General features: G+C 58.5%; 15 protein-coding genes. 11 read left to right on the top strand and 4 right to left on the bottom strand.

Annotation, left to right across the window (positions count from 1 at the left end):
- The first annotated feature begins 4 nt into the window (after positions 1-4).
- Positions 5-745 carry a RadC family protein gene (gene radC, locus ACNKH3_RS12595; RefSeq protein ID WP_420209476.1) on the top strand — a complete coding sequence of 247 codons (741 nt, stop codon included), beginning with the start codon at positions 5-7 and terminating at the stop codon, positions 743-745.
- Positions 746-1,867 carry a radical SAM family heme chaperone HemW gene (gene hemW / locus ACNKH3_RS12590; protein ID WP_417915982.1) on the top strand — a complete coding sequence of 374 codons (1,122 nt, stop codon included), beginning with the start codon at positions 746-748 and terminating at the stop codon, positions 1,865-1,867.
- Here the strand turns inward: hemW and ACNKH3_RS12585 are convergent.
- The 4 genes from ACNKH3_RS12585 to ACNKH3_RS12570 all read right to left on the bottom strand — a co-directional run bounded on the left by ACNKH3_RS12585 (position 1,859) and on the right by ACNKH3_RS12570 (position 5,336).
- Positions 1,859-2,302 carry an MOSC domain-containing protein gene (locus ACNKH3_RS12585; RefSeq protein ID WP_417915981.1) on the bottom strand — a complete coding sequence of 148 codons (444 nt, stop codon included), beginning with the start codon at positions 2,300-2,302 and terminating at the stop codon, positions 1,859-1,861. The genes hemW and ACNKH3_RS12585 overlap by 9 nt on opposite strands.
- A 184-nt stretch (positions 2,303-2,486) precedes the next feature.
- Positions 2,487-3,560, bottom strand: a complete 1,074-nt coding sequence (gene rsgA, locus ACNKH3_RS12580; RefSeq protein WP_420209475.1) for a ribosome small subunit-dependent GTPase A — start codon at positions 3,558-3,560, stop codon at positions 2,487-2,489.
- Between the two features lie 52 nt (positions 3,561-3,612).
- Positions 3,613-4,578 (bottom strand): HNH endonuclease, encoded by a 966-nt coding sequence (locus ACNKH3_RS12575; RefSeq protein ID WP_420209474.1) that lies wholly within the window; start codon positions 4,576-4,578, stop codon positions 3,613-3,615.
- Between the two features lie 83 nt (positions 4,579-4,661).
- Positions 4,662-5,336 (bottom strand): adenylate kinase, encoded by a 675-nt coding sequence (locus tag ACNKH3_RS12570; RefSeq protein ID WP_420209473.1) that lies wholly within the window; start codon positions 5,334-5,336, stop codon positions 4,662-4,664.
- 203 nt (positions 5,337-5,539) lie between these two features.
- Here ACNKH3_RS12570 and ACNKH3_RS12565 point away from each other — a divergent pair, with 203 nt between their 5' ends.
- From ACNKH3_RS12565 to ACNKH3_RS12525, 9 genes are all read left to right on the top strand, one after another.
- Positions 5,540-6,844: a homoserine dehydrogenase gene (locus ACNKH3_RS12565; RefSeq protein ID WP_420209472.1), complete on the top strand. Its 1,305-nt coding sequence runs from the start codon at positions 5,540-5,542 to the stop codon at positions 6,842-6,844.
- 23 nt (positions 6,845-6,867) lie between these two features.
- Positions 6,868-7,122, top strand: a complete 255-nt coding sequence (locus tag ACNKH3_RS12560) for a DUF6364 family protein (protein WP_420209471.1) — start codon at positions 6,868-6,870, stop codon at positions 7,120-7,122.
- The gene (locus ACNKH3_RS12555; protein ID WP_420209470.1) at positions 7,119-7,535 is read left to right on the top strand and encodes a type II toxin-antitoxin system VapC family toxin; all 417 of its coding nucleotides are present in this window, start codon (positions 7,119-7,121) and stop codon (positions 7,533-7,535) included. The genes ACNKH3_RS12560 and ACNKH3_RS12555 overlap by 4 nt, the downstream gene beginning before the upstream one ends.
- Before the next feature lie 14 nt (positions 7,536-7,549).
- Complete coding sequence (locus ACNKH3_RS12550) at positions 7,550-9,583, top strand: tetratricopeptide repeat protein (RefSeq protein ID WP_417915850.1); 2,034 nt, start codon at positions 7,550-7,552, stop codon at positions 9,581-9,583.
- Positions 9,584-9,865: 282 nt separating this feature from the next.
- Complete coding sequence (locus ACNKH3_RS12545) at positions 9,866-10,942, top strand: hypothetical protein (protein WP_417915851.1); 1,077 nt, start codon at positions 9,866-9,868, stop codon at positions 10,940-10,942.
- Between the two features lie 15 nt (positions 10,943-10,957).
- Positions 10,958-11,215 (top strand): hypothetical protein, encoded by a 258-nt coding sequence (locus ACNKH3_RS12540; RefSeq protein WP_420209497.1) that lies wholly within the window; start codon positions 10,958-10,960, stop codon positions 11,213-11,215.
- Between the two features lie 108 nt (positions 11,216-11,323).
- Complete coding sequence (locus ACNKH3_RS12535; RefSeq protein ID WP_420209469.1) at positions 11,324-11,890, top strand: isochorismatase family protein; 567 nt, start codon at positions 11,324-11,326, stop codon at positions 11,888-11,890.
- A gap of 51 nt (positions 11,891-11,941) precedes the next feature.
- On the top strand, positions 11,942-14,596 hold the full coding sequence (alaS, locus tag ACNKH3_RS12530; protein ID WP_420209468.1) for an alanine--tRNA ligase: 2,655 nt from the start codon (positions 11,942-11,944) through the stop codon (positions 14,594-14,596).
- Positions 14,593-15,840 (top strand): beta-ketoacyl-[acyl-carrier-protein] synthase family protein, encoded by a 1,248-nt coding sequence (locus ACNKH3_RS12525; protein ID WP_420209467.1) that lies wholly within the window; start codon positions 14,593-14,595, stop codon positions 15,838-15,840. Before alaS ends, ACNKH3_RS12525 begins: the two co-directional genes overlap by 4 nt.
- The last annotated feature ends 100 nt before the right edge of the window (positions 15,841-15,940 follow it).

Raw genomic sequence — 15,940 nt, 5'->3', positions numbered from 1 at the left:
TGTGATGCGCCAGCAGGAAGAAACGGGGAAACCCGGCGAGGGCCACCGCCAGCGGCTGCGCGACCGCTTTCAGGCGCAGGGGATTGACGCGCTGACTGATACCGAGGTGATTGAGCTGCTGCTGACCTTCGGCACGCCGCGCTGCGACTGCCGCCCGGCGGCGGAAGAGGCCATGCAGCGTTTCAAAAGCCTGCCTGAGGTGCTCGACGCGCCGTCAGCGGCTTTGGCAAAGGTGCGGGGCATGGGGCCGAAGAACATCTTCGCCCTCCAGTTCATCCAAGGCGTGGCCCGCCGCTATCTGCGCCAGCGGATTCAAAAAAAGAACTACATCACCTCGTCGAAAGAGGTGGCGGACTACCTCATCCACTCGCTGCGCGGCCTGCGGCGCGAGGTCTTTGTCGCCGTGTATTTAGACGCGGCCCACGCGGTGATTGACAGCGAAATCCTTTCCGAAGGCACGGTCAACGTCAACACGGTTTATCCGCGCGAGCTGCTCAAGGCCGCGCTGGCCCGCAACGCCGCCGCCTTGGTCATCGCCCATAACCACCCCTCCGGCAGCCGGGAGCCTTCGGCGCAGGACGAGCAGCTCACCCGCGCCCTGCACTTGGTCTGTTCCTTCATGAACATCAACTTGCTCGATCACCTGATCATCGGCGCGGGCGAGACGGTGTACAGCTTCGCCGACCAAGGCCGGATGGAGGCAGTCCGCAAGGACTGCGCCGCGCTCCGGACCAAGCTGGGCTGAATGGATGATCTCGGCCTGTATCTCCACGTCCCGTTCTGTCTGCGCAAATGCGCCTATTGCAGTTTTTATTCCGAAGCGGGCCATAAAGACAGCCGCCACTGGCTTGCCGCTGTCACCCGGCAGATCCGCCAGTTTTCCTCACCACGCCCGCTGACCAGCATCTTCTTTGGCGGCGGCACCCCGACCATGCTGCCGCCGGAGGAGCTGAGCAGCTTGCTGGCTGAATGCCGCCAGAGCTTTTCCTGCGCCGAAGAGGCGGAGATTTCCCTTGAAGCCAATCCGGCAACGGTCGATCTGCTTGCCCTGCAAACGCTGCGGCAGACAGGCTTCAACCGGCTCTCGCTCGGCGTGCAGTCCTTGCATGATGCCGAACTGCGGCGGCTGGGCCGTCCGCACACGGCGGCAGAGGCCGTGCAGACGGCCCGGCTGGCCCGGCAGGCGGGTTTCACCAATCTCAATCTGGATTTGATGTATGGTCTGCCTAACCAGACCCAGCAAAGCTGGCGCGAGACCTTGGCGCAAGCCTTGGCCCTGCGTCCGCAGCATCTTTCCATCTACGAGCTGACTATTGAGGAGGGAACGCCCTTTGCCCGGCAGCAGGAACAGGGGGAATTAGCTTTGCCGGACGAGGACACGGTGCTACGGATGCTGGAGGCAACGCAGCAGATGACCGAAGCCGCCGGTTTCCGCCGCTACGAGATTTCCAACTACGCCCAGCCCGATTTTGAATGCCGCCACAATATCAATTACTGGCGCAACGGCGACTATATCGGCATTGGGCCGGGCGCGGTGTCCTGCGTTGACGGGACACGGCGGAGCGCGGCAGCTGATGTGGCAGAATTCTGCCGCCGGATGGAAAACGGACAGAACATTTGGACGGATGAGGAACACTTGGAGCCGGAAGCCGCTTTCCGGGAAAGCGTGGTCATCGGCCTGCGGATGACGGACGGTGTTTCGCTGGACGAGCTGCACCGCCGCTTCGGCATTGACGCGGCGGCGTATTACGGTGCAACGCTGGAGCGGCTGATCAGCCTGGGAATGCTGGAGCTGGCTGACGGGCGGCTGCGCCTCACCGCCCAAGGACTGCTGCTGGCCAATGCGGTGATGGCGGATTTAGTGTGAGAAAGCAGAGACAACTGGATCGCCCGCCTTGACTGTGCCGCCTTGCACCACCTTGGCGAACAGCCCTTCTTTCGGCATGATGCAGTCGCCCGTTGCCTTTTTGATCGCGCAGCCGTCGTTGTGGCACTGCTTGCCGATCTGGGTGATCTCCAGCACCACCTCGCCGCCGAGGCGCAGGCGGTCGCCCACTTTGACCGCCGCCAGATTCAGGCCCCGCGTGACGATGTTCTCGGCAAAGGCCCCGTCCTTGAGCGCGGGCAGCTTTTCCTTCACCCGGTCTATGCTCTCGCCAGCCAGCAGCGAGACCTGCCGGTGCCAGTCGCCGCCGTGCGCGTCCCCGGCAATGCCGAATCCGGCCTGAAACTCGGCCTGCGCCACCGCTTTCTTGACAATGCCCTTTTTGCTGCTGATGCAGATCGCCTCAACAAATGCCATGATTTCTCCTTTCTGTTGCGTGGTGCAGTGATGGAGCGTGCAGCACGCCAAAGCCATGCTGCTTGACTGCCGCTTCAAGGTCTGCGGCTGCTTGGTCGAATGATTTGCTGGTTTCGGCAATGCAGCACATAGTTCAGCTGTAAAAAGGAAGGAAACAACGAATTATAGATTTTTCTATAACGGTTCATCGCTTTATTTTCAAGTTGTTCTTCACTGATTTGATATATTTACCAAAGTCTTTATCTTTTTTTCGCTTCTCCGCATAGGACATCTGATGAAATTTGGATTCGGTGCTGAGTTTGAGATAATTTTCAAAATGCGCCTGATCTATTTCACCGGCATCTATAGCTCTAAGCACAGCGCAGCCAGGTTCACCAGTATGGCTGCAATCTCGATACCGGCAGTTTGATGCAAGCGCAGCAATATCAACATAGCTGCTCACCATGCCATCTTCTGCGCCGAGAAGGCCAAATTCCCGCATTCCCGGATTATCAATCACCAGCGCACCGCTTTCAAGGCAAATCAATTCGCGGCGCACGGTTGTATGTCGTCCTTCGCCGGTGCCGCTGACCGTTTTGGTTGTCTGCATTTCACGGCCAAGCAAATGATTGATCAATGTGCTTTTGCCAACCCCGGACGAACCGACAAAGCAATAGGTTTTTCCCGGCAGCAAAAGCTGTTTGAGATCATCCAAACCTGCTTGCGTCACATTGCTCAAGGTTGCTATTGGCGCGTTGATGCCAGCAGAACGGATTTCCTCTACTTGCGCCTTGAGAACAGCAGGCTCCACTAAATCGGTTTTGGTGAGCAGAATGCAGGGTTCTGCCCCGCCATCCATCACCATGACTAAATAGCGTTCCAGCCGCTTCAGATTGAAATCAAAATGGCAGGACTGAACGATAATCACGCAGTCAACATTTGCCGCGATCATCTGATATTCAATGACATTGCCAGCCGACTTTCTCCGCAGCGAAGTTCTCCGCTCAAGAATCGCGTGAACCATCCCGAAATCGTCGCTCGGCTGTTTTTCGCAGCAGACCCAATCGCCAACGCAGGGCAGCTCATGGGAAAGATGGTGGCGGTGCAGATAGCTGCCGCTCACCTTTGCTCTGAACGGGCCGGATTGATTTATGAGCAACAACTGTTCGCGGTCAACGGCTATAACACGGGCGATGCTGTCGGTTGAGCTGCATTCTGCTCGTTGCTCGAACCAGTCGCTCCAGCCTAATTCAGTTAACCAGGTTGGGGATGAGGTCATAGCGTTTAATCAAGGTCTGCGGCAGCTTGGTCGAATGATTTGTCGGTTTCTACTATGTAGTACATGATTCATCTATCTTTTTGTATCGAAAAGTATAACTTATTATTTTCATTAATTCTTCTATTGAATACGGTGGTTTTCTTTTATGAAGCATAGCGTGACAGTTAGGACAGACTGGGCGCAAATCTTGAATAGGATTCAACTCATATTCTTTGCCGATTTCCGAAAGAGGTTTAAGATGATGAACATGAATAAAATTTTCCCCTATTTCTCCGTATCCATCTTTAAAGTTAAAATTACAAACAGAACAATTGGTTCCGTAAAATTCTAAGCATATTCTCCTTGCTTCTGAATTACGCTCATAAGCATTAACGATAATCTGTTTTGCAGCACCTTCGTAAATCTCCTTTGCGTCCCTGTTTGCATGGATTTCATCAGGAAAATAATCTTCATGTAATGAAATATCAATATTTACTTTTTTAAACAAAGCAAGATATTGTTCGCGTGTTACTTTGTCTATAGTTACAGGGGTGGTTCTCTTTTCTACATATTTGACTTGAAAAAAAACATCTCTTAATGCGTAAAAATCTAGCCCAAAGATGTCTCTCAAAAAAATAGTATTCTCTGTTTCGTGTGGAGTTCCTTTTTGGTAAGGAGATAAAGGCTTCTTCAATATACCTATCAATTTTATTGAAAATCTACTTCCTTCTTCAAGGATATCTGAAAGATAAGCAAAACCAAGAATACCCCAATGTTCAAACCTTCCATGCCCCATCCAGAGAATAATTTTATCTCCTACACACATTTGTGAATAAAATTTCTTTGAATATGCGGCTCCCCCATAGTTCCAAATAAATTCTTCTGTTTTTTCATTTAAAAAATCCTCTATTTCCGAATAAGTTACATGGCAAGAAGATTTATTTCTCTCTTTGATATTATTTATGCCAAACCACCAATAATTTTTATTGTCGTCACGGGTTCGCTTCGCATTTATTGTATTAGCATCAAATTGTTGCATTTTTTTCAAAACCTATCAGCATCAAATCAATCAGTAGTACCAAAGGGCGAACACCACGTCCGCCCCCTTGCAACAACCCGCCTTTACACCAACTTACCCAATATCTCCGCCGAAACCTCCTTAATCCCCTTGGAGCCATCCACAGAAATCACCTTGGCCTTGCCGCTCTGCTTGAAGTAGTTCACCGCCGCCATCGTGCCGGTCTGGTCGTCATAGTAGATGTCATGCCGCTTGCCGATGGCCGCCTCGTCCTGATCGTCAGCGCGGGCACTCAGCTCGCCGCCGCAGACCCGGCAGACCAGCCTGCCGTCCTTCTCCACCGGCTTGATCGCCTCGAAGGCAATGTGGTTGGGGTGATTGTTGTCGTTGGCGCAGAGACGGCGGCCCATGATGCGCTCTTTGGCAATCTGCCGCTCCAGCGTGATCTCAACCACATAGTCGAGAGCCATGCCGGATTCCGTCAACGCCTTATCCAACGCCTTGGCCTGCTCCAGCGAGCGCGGGAAGCCGTCTAAGAGCCAGCCTTTGTCCTTGGATTTAGCCAAGGTCTCCAGCACCATCGGCACGGTGATCTCGTCCGGCACCAAGTCGCCCCGGTCAATGTAGGCTTTAGCCTTTTTGCCCAGCTCAGTGCCGCCCTTGATGTGCTCGCGGAAGATCGCCCCCGACTCAATGTGAGCCAAGCCGTACTTCTCTTTGACGATAGCCCCTTGAGTGCCTTTGCCGCTGCCGTTAGGTCCGAAGGTGAGGATGTTCATGCTGACCTCTCAATAAGAAGGAAAAAGGAGATAAAGGGAGATGCCGCCTCCCTGATTGCGCATGGGCTGCTTCACCGCAAGACTATACCGCAGCCAAGCCGCCAGCGCCAGCGGAAATGCGGCGCATCCTTTTGACAAGCAGGCGCAAAGAGGGTAAAAACAGGGGCTGAATCTCCTTTTCCCCCAACCTGACGGAACCTGCTATGCACACCATCAATATAGGGCTGTTCGGCTTTGGCACCGTGGGCAGCGGCCTGGCCGAAGCCCTTTGCTCCCAGCACGAGCGCATCCTGCGCCGCAGCGGCCTCTCCCTCAAGCTGACCAAGATCGCCGCCCGCTCCCTGAGCAGCCTGCCGCCGCAGCTGGCCGGAGTGGAGTTAGTCAACAACCCGGACGCGCTGATCAATGACCCCAGCATTCATATCTTCGTCGAGCTGATCGGCGGCATAGAGCCAGCGCGGACCTGCATCCTCAAGGCTATAGCCGCTGGCAAGCATGTGGTCACAGCCAATAAAGCCCTGCTCTCGCAGCACGGCAAGGAGCTGTTCGCCGCAGCTGCTGCCAAGGGCGTGGAGGTCGGCTTTGAAGGCAGCGTGGGCGGCGGCATCCCGCTGATCAAGGCGTTGAAAGAAGGGCTGGCGGCCAACAAGCTGCTGGCCGTGATGGGCATCCTCAACGGCACGGCCAACTACATCCTCACCCGCATGACTGAGGAGCGGCTGCCCTTTGCTGAGGCCCTGCGTGAGGCTCAGCGGCTGGGCTTTGCTGAGGCCGACCCCACCTACGACGTGGAGGGCATTGACACTGCCCACAAGCTGGCCATCCTGATGACCATTGCGTATGGCATGAACATCAGCCCGCAGCAGATCGCCACCGAGGGCATCAGCACGATAGAGCCGGTGGACATCGACTTCGCCCGCGAGTTCGGCTGCCGGATTAAGCTGCTGGCCGTGAGCCGGGATGTGGGCGGGGCGATTGAAGCGCGGGTGCATCCGACGATGGTGCCGACCGCGCACTTGCTCGCCTCGATCAGCGGGGCCAACAACGCAGTGGAGTTCTGCGGCGACCTGACCGGCAGCATCATCCTCAGCGGCGCAGGCGCAGGCAGGCTGCCCACTGGCTCGGCAGCAGCGGCGGACGTGATCGACATTGCCCGCAACATCGCCGCCGGAGCCGTCGGGCGGGTGCCTGCGCTCTCCTATCTGCCGGAGCAGATCGTTGACCGGCCTATTGCACCGCTCTCGGCCCTGTCCTGCCCCTTCTACCTGCGCATCACCGCCCTCGACAAGCCCGGCGTGCTGGCGAAGATCGCGGCCATCCTTAGCGGGCACGGCATCAGCATTGAGTCAGTCATCCAAAAGGGACGGCGCGAGAACGAGCCGGTGGCGGTGGTCATCCTCACCCACACGGCCAAGGAAGAGGCTGTGGCTGCCGCCCTGCGGGAGATTGACGCGCTGGACACCGTGGCCGCGCCGACGGTGCGGATCAGGATGCTGGGGGAGGAGTAAACCTTAACTAAGGAGGCTATATCATGGCATCATTATCAATCCAGAGTGTTGACGAGCAGCTCGCGGCCTTACTGAAGCAGCGGGCCGCAGCAGCCCGGAAGAGCGTCAGCCAGTTCGTTCTGGACACGCTAAGGCAGCATCTCGGCTTGGAGAAGACGACTGTCCAAGAACAACAGCTAACAGGCGTTGTGGGCGAGCTTGCCGGGCTGCTGAAAGACAAGGACGTAGATGAGAGCAGGAACGCGTATGCTGCTCATCTGGAGGAGAAGTACAGATGAAGCGGGCCAAGGTCTTTCTGGATGCCGATGTCATACTTGACCTGCTGACGCAGCGTGAGCCGCATTTTGAACCGGCAGCACAACTCTTTCTCAGGATTCAAGACAACAAGCTGACCGCCTGCACCTCGCCGGTTGTCATTGCCAACATCTTCTACATCCTCAGCAAGCATCTTGGCCGGGAGAAAGCCGCGCAGTCCATCAGAAAGCTCCGCTCTCTTGTCAGGGTGCTGAACTGCGGGGAGCGCGTCATTGACCTGGCCCTTGCTTCAGACTTTGCCGACTTTGAGGATGCGATTCAATACTGCACCGCGCTGGAGCACAAGATAGGCATTCTCATCACCCGGAATGTGCGGGATTACAAGACAGCAGCCATCAGCATCCTGACACCACTTGAATACATAGAGAGCGCATAGGTGCGCTGGCAACCATGGACAACACCTTTAACAGCAACGGCGGTGAGCAGAACATCGCCCAAGGCGACCACGCCATAGGCAAGAAAGAGAATAATACGCAGGAGGTGCGCGGCGACGGCAACATCTTCTCTAGCACCGGCAATGTCCACGTTGAGCAGCACATTCACCAACCTCCCCAGCCCGTCATCCCCCGCTACCTCCCACCCCTTGACACCTGCTTTCTTGGCCGGGACACGGAGCTTGATGCTCTGCTTGAGCAGCTCCAGCCGGGCAAGGTCGCAGCGGTATGCGGGCCGGGCGGCATGGGCAAGAGCGCGCTGGCGGCGCAGGCAGTGAGCAAGCTGGAGCCAGACCGCTTCCCCGACGGCATCATCTTCCACAGCTTCTATCACCAGCCGAGCACGGACATGGCCCTGCAAACCATCTGCAATGCCTTTCAGGCAGAGGCAAAGGCGGGCCTTGCCAGCACGGTGCGGCAGGCTCTCGCAGGCAGGAAGGCGTTGCTCATCCTCGATGGCGCGGAGGAGGCGGACGACCTGCCAGCCGTGCTTGCGCTGCGCAGCACCTGCGGCGTGCTGATCACCAGCAGGAAGCGGGCCGATGCGCAGGGTTTCCGCCTTGACCTGAAGCCGCTGGAGGAGCGGCCCGCAGCAGAGGTCTTTTGTGAGCACAGCGGGGCTGCGGCGGATGACGAGAGCGTGGCGGGCATCTGCAAGATATTGGATGGCTGGCCGGTTGGCTTGCGGATTGCGGGCCGCTATTGCAGCAGCATGGGCGAGAGCGCGGCAGGCTACTTGCGCTGGCTGGAGCAGGAGCCGTTCAAGGAGCTGGGCGACGGGGAGCATCAGGAGGAGAATGCCGCCTTGCTGCTGCGGCGCAGCGTGGCGCAGGTGAGCGATGATGCCCGGCTTGCGCTGGGCGTGGCAGGCACCTTGGCCTTTGCGCCGATAGCCCGCGAGCCGGTGGCGGCGATTCTCGATGCAGATGAACGCCGCGCCCGCGCCGCCCTGAACGAGCTGGTCAATTACGGCCTGCTGGAGAAGCGCGAGGAACGCTGGCAGATAAGCCACGCGCTGGTGCATACCTACGCCCGTACCGAGCTGGCTTTGAGCAAGAAGAGCCTTAAGCGGCTGGCTCACTATTATATTTTCTTCTGTGAGATTGCGAGCAACGAAGGCGTGAAGGGCTATGCCCTCCTTGATGCAGAGCGGGCGCATTGCCTGCGGCTGATGGAGAGCTGTCTGAACAGCGGGCTGTTGAAAGCGGTGCAAGGCTTAGTGTGGGCACTTCAGGAGTATTTAGATCGGCAGGGGCATTGGGTGGACAGAATAACTGCTCTTGAGATGAATCTGAAAGCGGCCTGGCAAACAGGCGACCGCAGAGATGAAGGAGCGTGCCTGAACAGCTTAGGCTATACCTGCAACAGGCGCGGGGATCATACGAAGGCACTTTCATACCTTGAGCAAAGCCTGCCCATAGCCCGCGAACTGGGCGACCGGCAGGGAGAAGGCGTAACCCTGAACAACATCGCCATAATTTACAATTATCAGGGCAAGTATGAACTGGCCTTGCAGCAGTATGAGCAGTGCCTGACAATACAGCGGGAAGTCGGCGATCTTGAAGGGGAAGGCACGACCTTGAATAATATCGGCGAGGTTTATAGAACACAAGGCGATAACGAGACAGCCTTGAAGTATTACGAGCAGGATTTGGCGATATGTCGGAAACGCGGCGATAAAATAGGGGAAGGCATAACCCTTGACAACATTAGCGGGGTTTATCGTGAACAAGGCAACTTTGCTAAGGCATTGGAGTATCATCGACAAGCCTTAATGATACAACAGCAGCTTGGCGACAGGGCTGGACAAGCGGTAACGTGCTGGAATATCGGAGCTGCCTATTACGACCAAGGCGACCTTGCTGCGGCGGAGGAATACATGAGCCATGCCGTGCAGCTTGCAGAGAAGATCGGCCATCCTTTATTGCAGCAATTCCGCGATGAATTGGCACAGGTGCGGGCAGCGCGGCAAGCTACGCCGGAAGCATAGCGGCACGTTGTAGGGGCGAAAAATCTTTCGCCCCTACGGATTCCATCCCCACCATAGTCCGCCAATCCTTTCCACTATAGTCCAACCATCCTTCACACTATAGTGGAACCGCTCTTTCCACTGTAGTGCAAATCTCAGCTCCTCTACAGTGCAAGCAGCCTTTGCACCAGAGTGGAACGCTGCCGCAGAAAGCAGTTGACAGCCTCCTCCGCCCATCTTACGATGAATCATCGCAGGTTCGGTCAAACATCTCAGTCAACTGCATCAAAGAGGAGGCCCTTCATGCAAACAATCCAATGGCGGCCCGAAGTGAACGCCATGACCACGCCCCAGTCTTGGCGCATCCTTGCCGTGCCTCGCAACTCGGCAGGCATTGAGGACATCGCCGCCGATATCGCACGGGAGCACCCCAACTTCAACAAGGCTGACATCCTGACCATACTTCGCGCCGAGGACAAGGCCGTGCAGGCGCGGCTCCTCAACGGCGAGCAGGTGACGAAGGAGGGCAGCTGGAGCTGGTTCGTCTCCTTCACCGGCAGGCTGGAGCACCCGGACGACCCGCTGCCGCCCTTGGACGAATGCCTTCAGGTCAGCGTCCGCATCTCGCCTCCCTTTGCCAAAGCCATCCGGCAGATAGCGCATACCGAACGCCTGCCCGCGCGCCTCAAGCAGCCGCTGATCAGCACGGCCCGCGACGCGCTGCTCGGCCTGAACAATGTCCTCAATCCTGACGGCCTGCTCCAGCTTGGGGGCCGCAATCTCGCCTTTGACCCGAAGCAGCCCGGCAGCCAGTGCGTCATTGCGGGCACGGAGAGCGGCAGCGCCGTCCAGACGCGCTTTGCCAAGATCGAGGACAGCGGCATCATGCTCATGCCGGACATCCCTGCCCAGAGCCAGCCGTGGAACAACGAGTACACGGTCTCAGTCAGCACCCGCTACAGCGAGCACGGGACGCTGCGCACCGGCACTTGCGGGCAGATGCTGCGCAGCCCGCTCACCTTGAGCGGCTTCGGCCAGCCTGATCCGCCGGAAGCAGGCATTCTCAGCGGCAAGGAGACCAGCCCGCATGTCTCTGTCCTTGGCGGCAGTGTGGCAGCGGACGAGATGCTCCGCATTCAGGTCATCCTTGACCTGCGCAAGGACGCGCTGCTCTTCAGCTTGCTGGATATGCACGAAGGGGGGAAGACAGGCGCGGCGGTGACAGTCACGGCCAACGGCGAGTTGACCTTGCAGGGCTTTGCCGACTCAGCCGTGACGAACCTGACGGTCCGCGTCAATAACTACGTAGGACTGAAGGAGATGCTGCGCAATGACTACGGCGGCAGGCTGGTGGATGTGCTGGTGGTGAGGGTGGCGTAGGATGCTGGGCGGGAGATAGACGCTGAGGGCATCAGCACGATAGAGCCGGTGGACATCGAGTTCGCCCGCGAGTTCGGCTGCCGGATCAAGCTGCTGGCCGTCAGCCGGGATGTGGGCGGGGCGATTGAGGCGCGGGTGCATCCCACGATGGTGCCGACCGCGCACCTGCTCGCCTCGAGATGCTGGGAGAGGAGGAGTAGAGGCAGGCAGGATCCTGCACAGTTCAAAGGCGGGGCGCCGCAGGTTCTCCTCTTTCTCTTTTTTCCAAAATAGTGTATCCTGCTGGCCGGGCTGGCCGCCCCGCCGCAGCTCTTCGGTTTTCTGTTGCAATTTCCGCTGCCGCCCACTAAAAGAAGAGATCATCATCCGCCAGATAAAAATATGAACGCCGGAACACCGACAACGCTGCGGCCCCAGGAATGCTGCCTCCTTGTGATTGACCCGCAGGAACGTCTGATGGCCCACATCCATCAGGCGGAGCGGGTGAGCAGAAACATCAGCCTGATGGTCCGGCTGGCGGCGGCGCTGGACATGCCGGTGCTGGCCTGTACTCAGCACAAGAAGGGCATAGGCCCCTTTGTGCCGGAGCTGGCCGGGCTGCTTGCCGACAAACCCTGCATTGACAAAACCGAATTCAACGCGCTGGCCAATCCGGGGATGAAACGGCTGTTGAGCGAGCTGCCCGCCTCGGTGCACACTCTGTTGCTCTGCGGCGTGGAAAGCCACATCTGCGTCTGGCAGACCGCGCTGGGCGCGCTGCGCGAGGGCTACGAGGTGCAAGTGGTGGCTGACGGCATCTCCTCGCGCACTGCGGAAAACCATGCTTACGGCCAGCAGCGGCTGCGGGAAATCGGCGCGGTGCTGGCTCCGGCGGAGATGCTGATCTACGAGTTCCTTCAGAAGGCGGGAACGCCTGCTTTCAAGGCCATGCTGCAGCATTTGAAATAACTGCACACCGCAGGGTCGCCCCTGCATAAACAATATAAATTCGCCACGAGAATGACCGGACAAGAGCTGCGAGAACGATTTCTCAACTATTTTGCCAGCAAAGGACACGCTGTTGTCGAATCCTCGACCTTGGTCCCGCACGACGACCCCACGCTGCTCTTCACCAACGCGGGCATGTTTCAGTTCAAACGGGTCTTCATGGGCGAGGAGCAGCGCGATTACAGCCGCGCTGTGTCCTGTCAGCGTTGCGTGCGGGCGGGCGGCAAGCACAACGACTTGGAGAACGTCGGCCACACGGCCCGGCACCACACCTTCTTTGAGATGCTCGGCAACTTCTCCTTCGGCGATTATTTCAAGAAGGAGGCCATCGCCTTTGCTTGGGAGTTTCTGACCAAGGAGCTGGGCATCAGCCCGGAGCGGCTCTGGGTGACGATTTTCCGTGATGACGACGAAGCGCAGGAACTCTGGGAGCAGATTGACGACTTGCCTAAAGGCCGCATTGTCCGTCTGGGCGAGAAGGACAATTTCTGGGCGATGGGCGACACCGGCCCCTGCGGCCCCTGCTCGGAGATTCACATTGATCAGGGCGCGGAGCACGGCTGCGGCAGACCGGACTGCGCCCTCGGCTGCGACTGCGACCGCTTCCTTGAGCTGTGGAATTTAGTTTTCATGCAGTTCTACCGCTCGCTGGACGGCACGCTCACCCCGCTGCCCAAGCCCTCGATTGACACCGGCATGGGCGTGGAGCGCGTGGCGGCGGTTTTGCAAGGCAAGTTCAACAACTTTGACAGCGAAGTCTTTGCCCCGCTGATCAGCACAGTGGAACGGCTTTCCGGCAGGACATATCACGCGAACCGCGCTGATGACGCAGCCATGCGGGTTATCGCCGATCATGCCCGCGCCACAGCGTTCTTGGTGGCAGACGGCGTGCTTCCCTCCAACGAAGGGCGCGGCTATGTCCTCCGCCGGGTGATGCGCCGGGCCATCCGTTTTGGCAGAACGCTGGGGTTGAACATCTTCTTTGGCGAGGTCTGCCGTGAGGTGGTGCAGACGATGGGTGCTGCCTATCCTCATTTGCACGATGCGGTGCAGCTGTTAAATAAGGTGACAGTGCACGAGGAAAGCCGCTTCGGCGAAACATTGGACAAGGGTTTGGCCATGCTCGACGAAGAAATTCAACGAGTTTTGAGCGAACAACCGGAACGCCCGCTGATCAGCGGTGATTTCATCTTCAAGCTCTATGACACCTACGGCTTTCCCAAGGATATTGTCCGTGATGTGGCCATTGAGCACGGCATCGGCCTCGACGACGCAGGTTTTGAGGCGGCCATGCAGCAGCAGCGCGAGCAGTCGCGCCGCTCGTGGAAGGGCAAGGATTTGGATCATTTCTCCGCTGGCGTGATCAGCCTGCTGGAGCAAGGACGGAAGAGCGAGTTTCTTGGCTACACGCAGCGCAGCGCGGAGAGCGTGGCAGAGGCAATCCTCGACAATCAAGGCAGCCTGATCAGCCGGGCGACCGTTGGGGCGCAGGTGCAGGTCTTCTGCCCGCAGACCCCGTTTTACGCCGAATCGGGCGGTCAGGTCGGCGACACCGGCACCATGACCTGGCCGGACGGCTCGCTGACGGTGCACGCGGTCAAGGCCGCTGCGGAAGGCTTAGTGCTGCACAGCGGCACGGTCACGCAAGGGGTGCTGACCGCTGGTCAAGAAGTCACTTTGCAGGTGGATGCGCAGCGCACGGCCACGGCCCTCAATCATACCGCCACGCACCTGCTCCACGCGGCGATGAAGCAGCTCCTTGGCAGTCACGTCAAACAGGCTGGCTCGCTGGTTCGCGCTGACCGTCTCCGCTTTGACTTCACCCATTTCTCGCCGGTCACGCCGGAGGAAATTCGGGCCATCGAGCAGCTCGTGAATCAGGAAATCCGCCGCAACACACCGGTGCAGACAGCGGTGCTCGCCAAGGAAGCGGCTATTGCCGAGGGAGCCACGGCCCTGTTCGGCGAGAAGTACGGCGAGGAAGTGCGGGTGGTGAGCATTCCCGGCTTCTCCAAGGAGCTGTGCGGCGGCACGCATACTGCGGCCACGGGCGACATTGGCCTGTTCAAAATCCTCAGCGAAACCGGCATTGCCGCTGGTGTGCGCCGGATTGAGGCGGTCACTGGTCAGGCGGCCATAGACTGGCTGCACAAGCTGGCGGCGCAGGCTGATGAATTAGGCAAAATGCTCTCCGGCTCCTTTGAGGATGCGCTGCACAAGGTGCCGAATCTGCTCAAGCGGCAGAAGGAGCTGGAAAAGGAAATCGCCGCCCTGAGCGCGGCAGCCGCAGCTTCCGATTTAGACAGCCTACTGGCAGGCGCGGTCGAGGTCGGCGGCATTCGGGTGATCAGCGGCCAGCTCAAGCTGGATTCCGCCAAAACCCTGCGCGAGGTCGGCGACAAGGTGCGCGACAAAATGGGCAGCGGCGCGGCCCTGCTCGGCGGCGTGGTGGAAGGCAAAGCGGCTCTGCTGGCCATTGTCAGCAAGGACTTGACCGGGAAAATCAAGGCGGGTGATATTGTCAGCGCGGCGGCGACCATAGTTGGCGGCAAGGGCGGCGGCAGACCGGACATGGCCCAGGCAGGCGGCCCAATGGCGGACAAGCTGCCGGAAGCGATGCGGGCAGTGCCGGGCATAGTCGCTCAATTGCTGGAGGCGGGCCGATGATGGCGGATTCGCAGCGCATCGTCATCACCGGCGTGGGTTTGGCCGCGCCGGGCGGAACCAGCACCTTGGCGGAGTTCCGGGCGCAGGTCTTGGCCGGGCGCAGCGGCATTTCCACCTTGGAAATGCGCTACATGGGCGTGCATCCCGCCGGACTGTGCGATTTCCCGGAGACCAAATACCGGAAGAAGCGCGACAACAAGCGCGGCACACGGGCGGGCTGTTTGGGCGTGTACTGCGCTGGAGAAGCACTGGCCGACGCGGGCATTGATTTCACCCAATACCGCCTCGACCGCACCGGCGTGTACATGGGCCTGACCGAGCACGGCACGGTGGAGACCGAGAACGAGGTCTATAATATCAGTCAATACAACTACAACGTTGATTACTGGACGCACCACCACAACCCGCGCACCGTGCTCAACAACCCGGCGGGCGAAATCACCATGACCTTCGGCATCACCGGGCCGCACTACTCGGTGGGCGCGGCCTGTGCTGCTGGCAACGCCGCCCTGATTCAGGGCTGCCAGATGCTGCGCTTGGGAGAAGTGGACATGGCCCTTTGCGGCGGCCTATCCGAATGCACCGGCTCTTTCGGTATCTTCGCCAGCTTCCGGGCGCAAGGTGCTTTGGCTGAACATGCTGATCCGACTAAGGCCAGCCGTCCTTTTGATCAGGCGAGGAACGGCATTGTCATTTCTGAAGGCGGTTGCGTCTTCGTGCTGGAGCGCATGGACAAGGCGGTGGAGCGCGGCGCGAAGATATACGGCGAGATCGTCGGCTATGCGATGAACTCCGATGCCCGCGACTTTGTCCTGCCCTACGGCCCGCGTCAGGCAGAGTGCATTCGCTTGGCCTTGGAGCGGGCGGGCATGACTCCGGCGGACATAGATTTGGTCAACACTCATGCCACCGGCACCAAGCAGGGCGATATTGAGGAATGCCGGGCTATTGCCGAAGTCTTTGCAGGCTGCGAGAATCTGAGGGTGAACAACACCAAGTCCATCATCGGCCACGCGATGGGGGCCGCTGGTGTGCTGGAGCTGGCTGCCAATCTGCCTGCTTTCGAGGACGGCTTGGCCCATCCGACTATCAATCTCGACGAGTTGGACCCGGAATGCGCGTTGTCAGGTTTGGTCAGCGGCGAAGCGCAGAAACTGCCCCGCGCTGAGACCATCCTCAACAACTCTTTTGGCATGGTGGGGATAAATTCCACCCTCATCGTCAAGAGACTGGTAGCGAAATAGGGCGGGCTGTGGTAACATTTTCTGTTTTTTGACCAGCGTCAGGTCTTCGGAGATGCGCAGAGGAGGCAGGCCGCTTGCCTGCCTTTTGTGTTTTCAGGGG

Origin of the sequence: Candidatus Electronema sp. JC (genome assembly GCF_048287365.2) — a bacterium.
GTDB lineage: Bacteria > Desulfobacterota > Desulfobulbia > Desulfobulbales > Desulfobulbaceae > Electronema.
Note: the sequence above shows the minus strand (reverse complement) of the source record. Positions and strands in the feature narration are given on the sequence as shown.

Coding starts and splice junctions, on each gene's coding strand:
- ACNKH3_RS12565 (WP_420209472.1), top strand. CDS start 5,540: ATGCACACCATCAATATAGGGCTGTTCGGCTTTGGCACCGTGGGCAGC.
- ACNKH3_RS12535 (WP_420209469.1), top strand. CDS start 11,324: ATGAACGCCGGAACACCGACAACGCTGCGGCCCCAGGAATGCTGCCTC.
- ACNKH3_RS12555 (WP_420209470.1), top strand. CDS start 7,119: ATGAAGCGGGCCAAGGTCTTTCTGGATGCCGATGTCATACTTGACCTG.
- ACNKH3_RS12550 (WP_417915850.1), top strand. CDS start 7,550: ATGGACAACACCTTTAACAGCAACGGCGGTGAGCAGAACATCGCCCAA.
- ACNKH3_RS12525 (WP_420209467.1), top strand. CDS start 14,593: ATGATGGCGGATTCGCAGCGCATCGTCATCACCGGCGTGGGTTTGGCC.
- ACNKH3_RS12585 (WP_417915981.1), bottom strand. CDS start 2,302: ATGGCATTTGTTGAGGCGATCTGCATCAGCAGCAAAAAGGGCATTGTC.
- radC (WP_420209476.1), top strand. CDS start 5: ATGCGCCAGCAGGAAGAAACGGGGAAACCCGGCGAGGGCCACCGCCAG.
- alaS (WP_420209468.1), top strand. CDS start 11,942: ATGACCGGACAAGAGCTGCGAGAACGATTTCTCAACTATTTTGCCAGC.
- ACNKH3_RS12545 (WP_417915851.1), top strand. CDS start 9,866: ATGCAAACAATCCAATGGCGGCCCGAAGTGAACGCCATGACCACGCCC.
- ACNKH3_RS12575 (WP_420209474.1), bottom strand. CDS start 4,578: ATGCAACAATTTGATGCTAATACAATAAATGCGAAGCGAACCCGTGAC.
- hemW (WP_417915982.1), top strand. CDS start 746: ATGGATGATCTCGGCCTGTATCTCCACGTCCCGTTCTGTCTGCGCAAA.
- ACNKH3_RS12570 (WP_420209473.1), bottom strand. CDS start 5,336: ATGAACATCCTCACCTTCGGACCTAACGGCAGCGGCAAAGGCACTCAA.
- ACNKH3_RS12560 (WP_420209471.1), top strand. CDS start 6,868: ATGGCATCATTATCAATCCAGAGTGTTGACGAGCAGCTCGCGGCCTTA.
- rsgA (WP_420209475.1), bottom strand. CDS start 3,560: ATGACCTCATCCCCAACCTGGTTAACTGAATTAGGCTGGAGCGACTGG.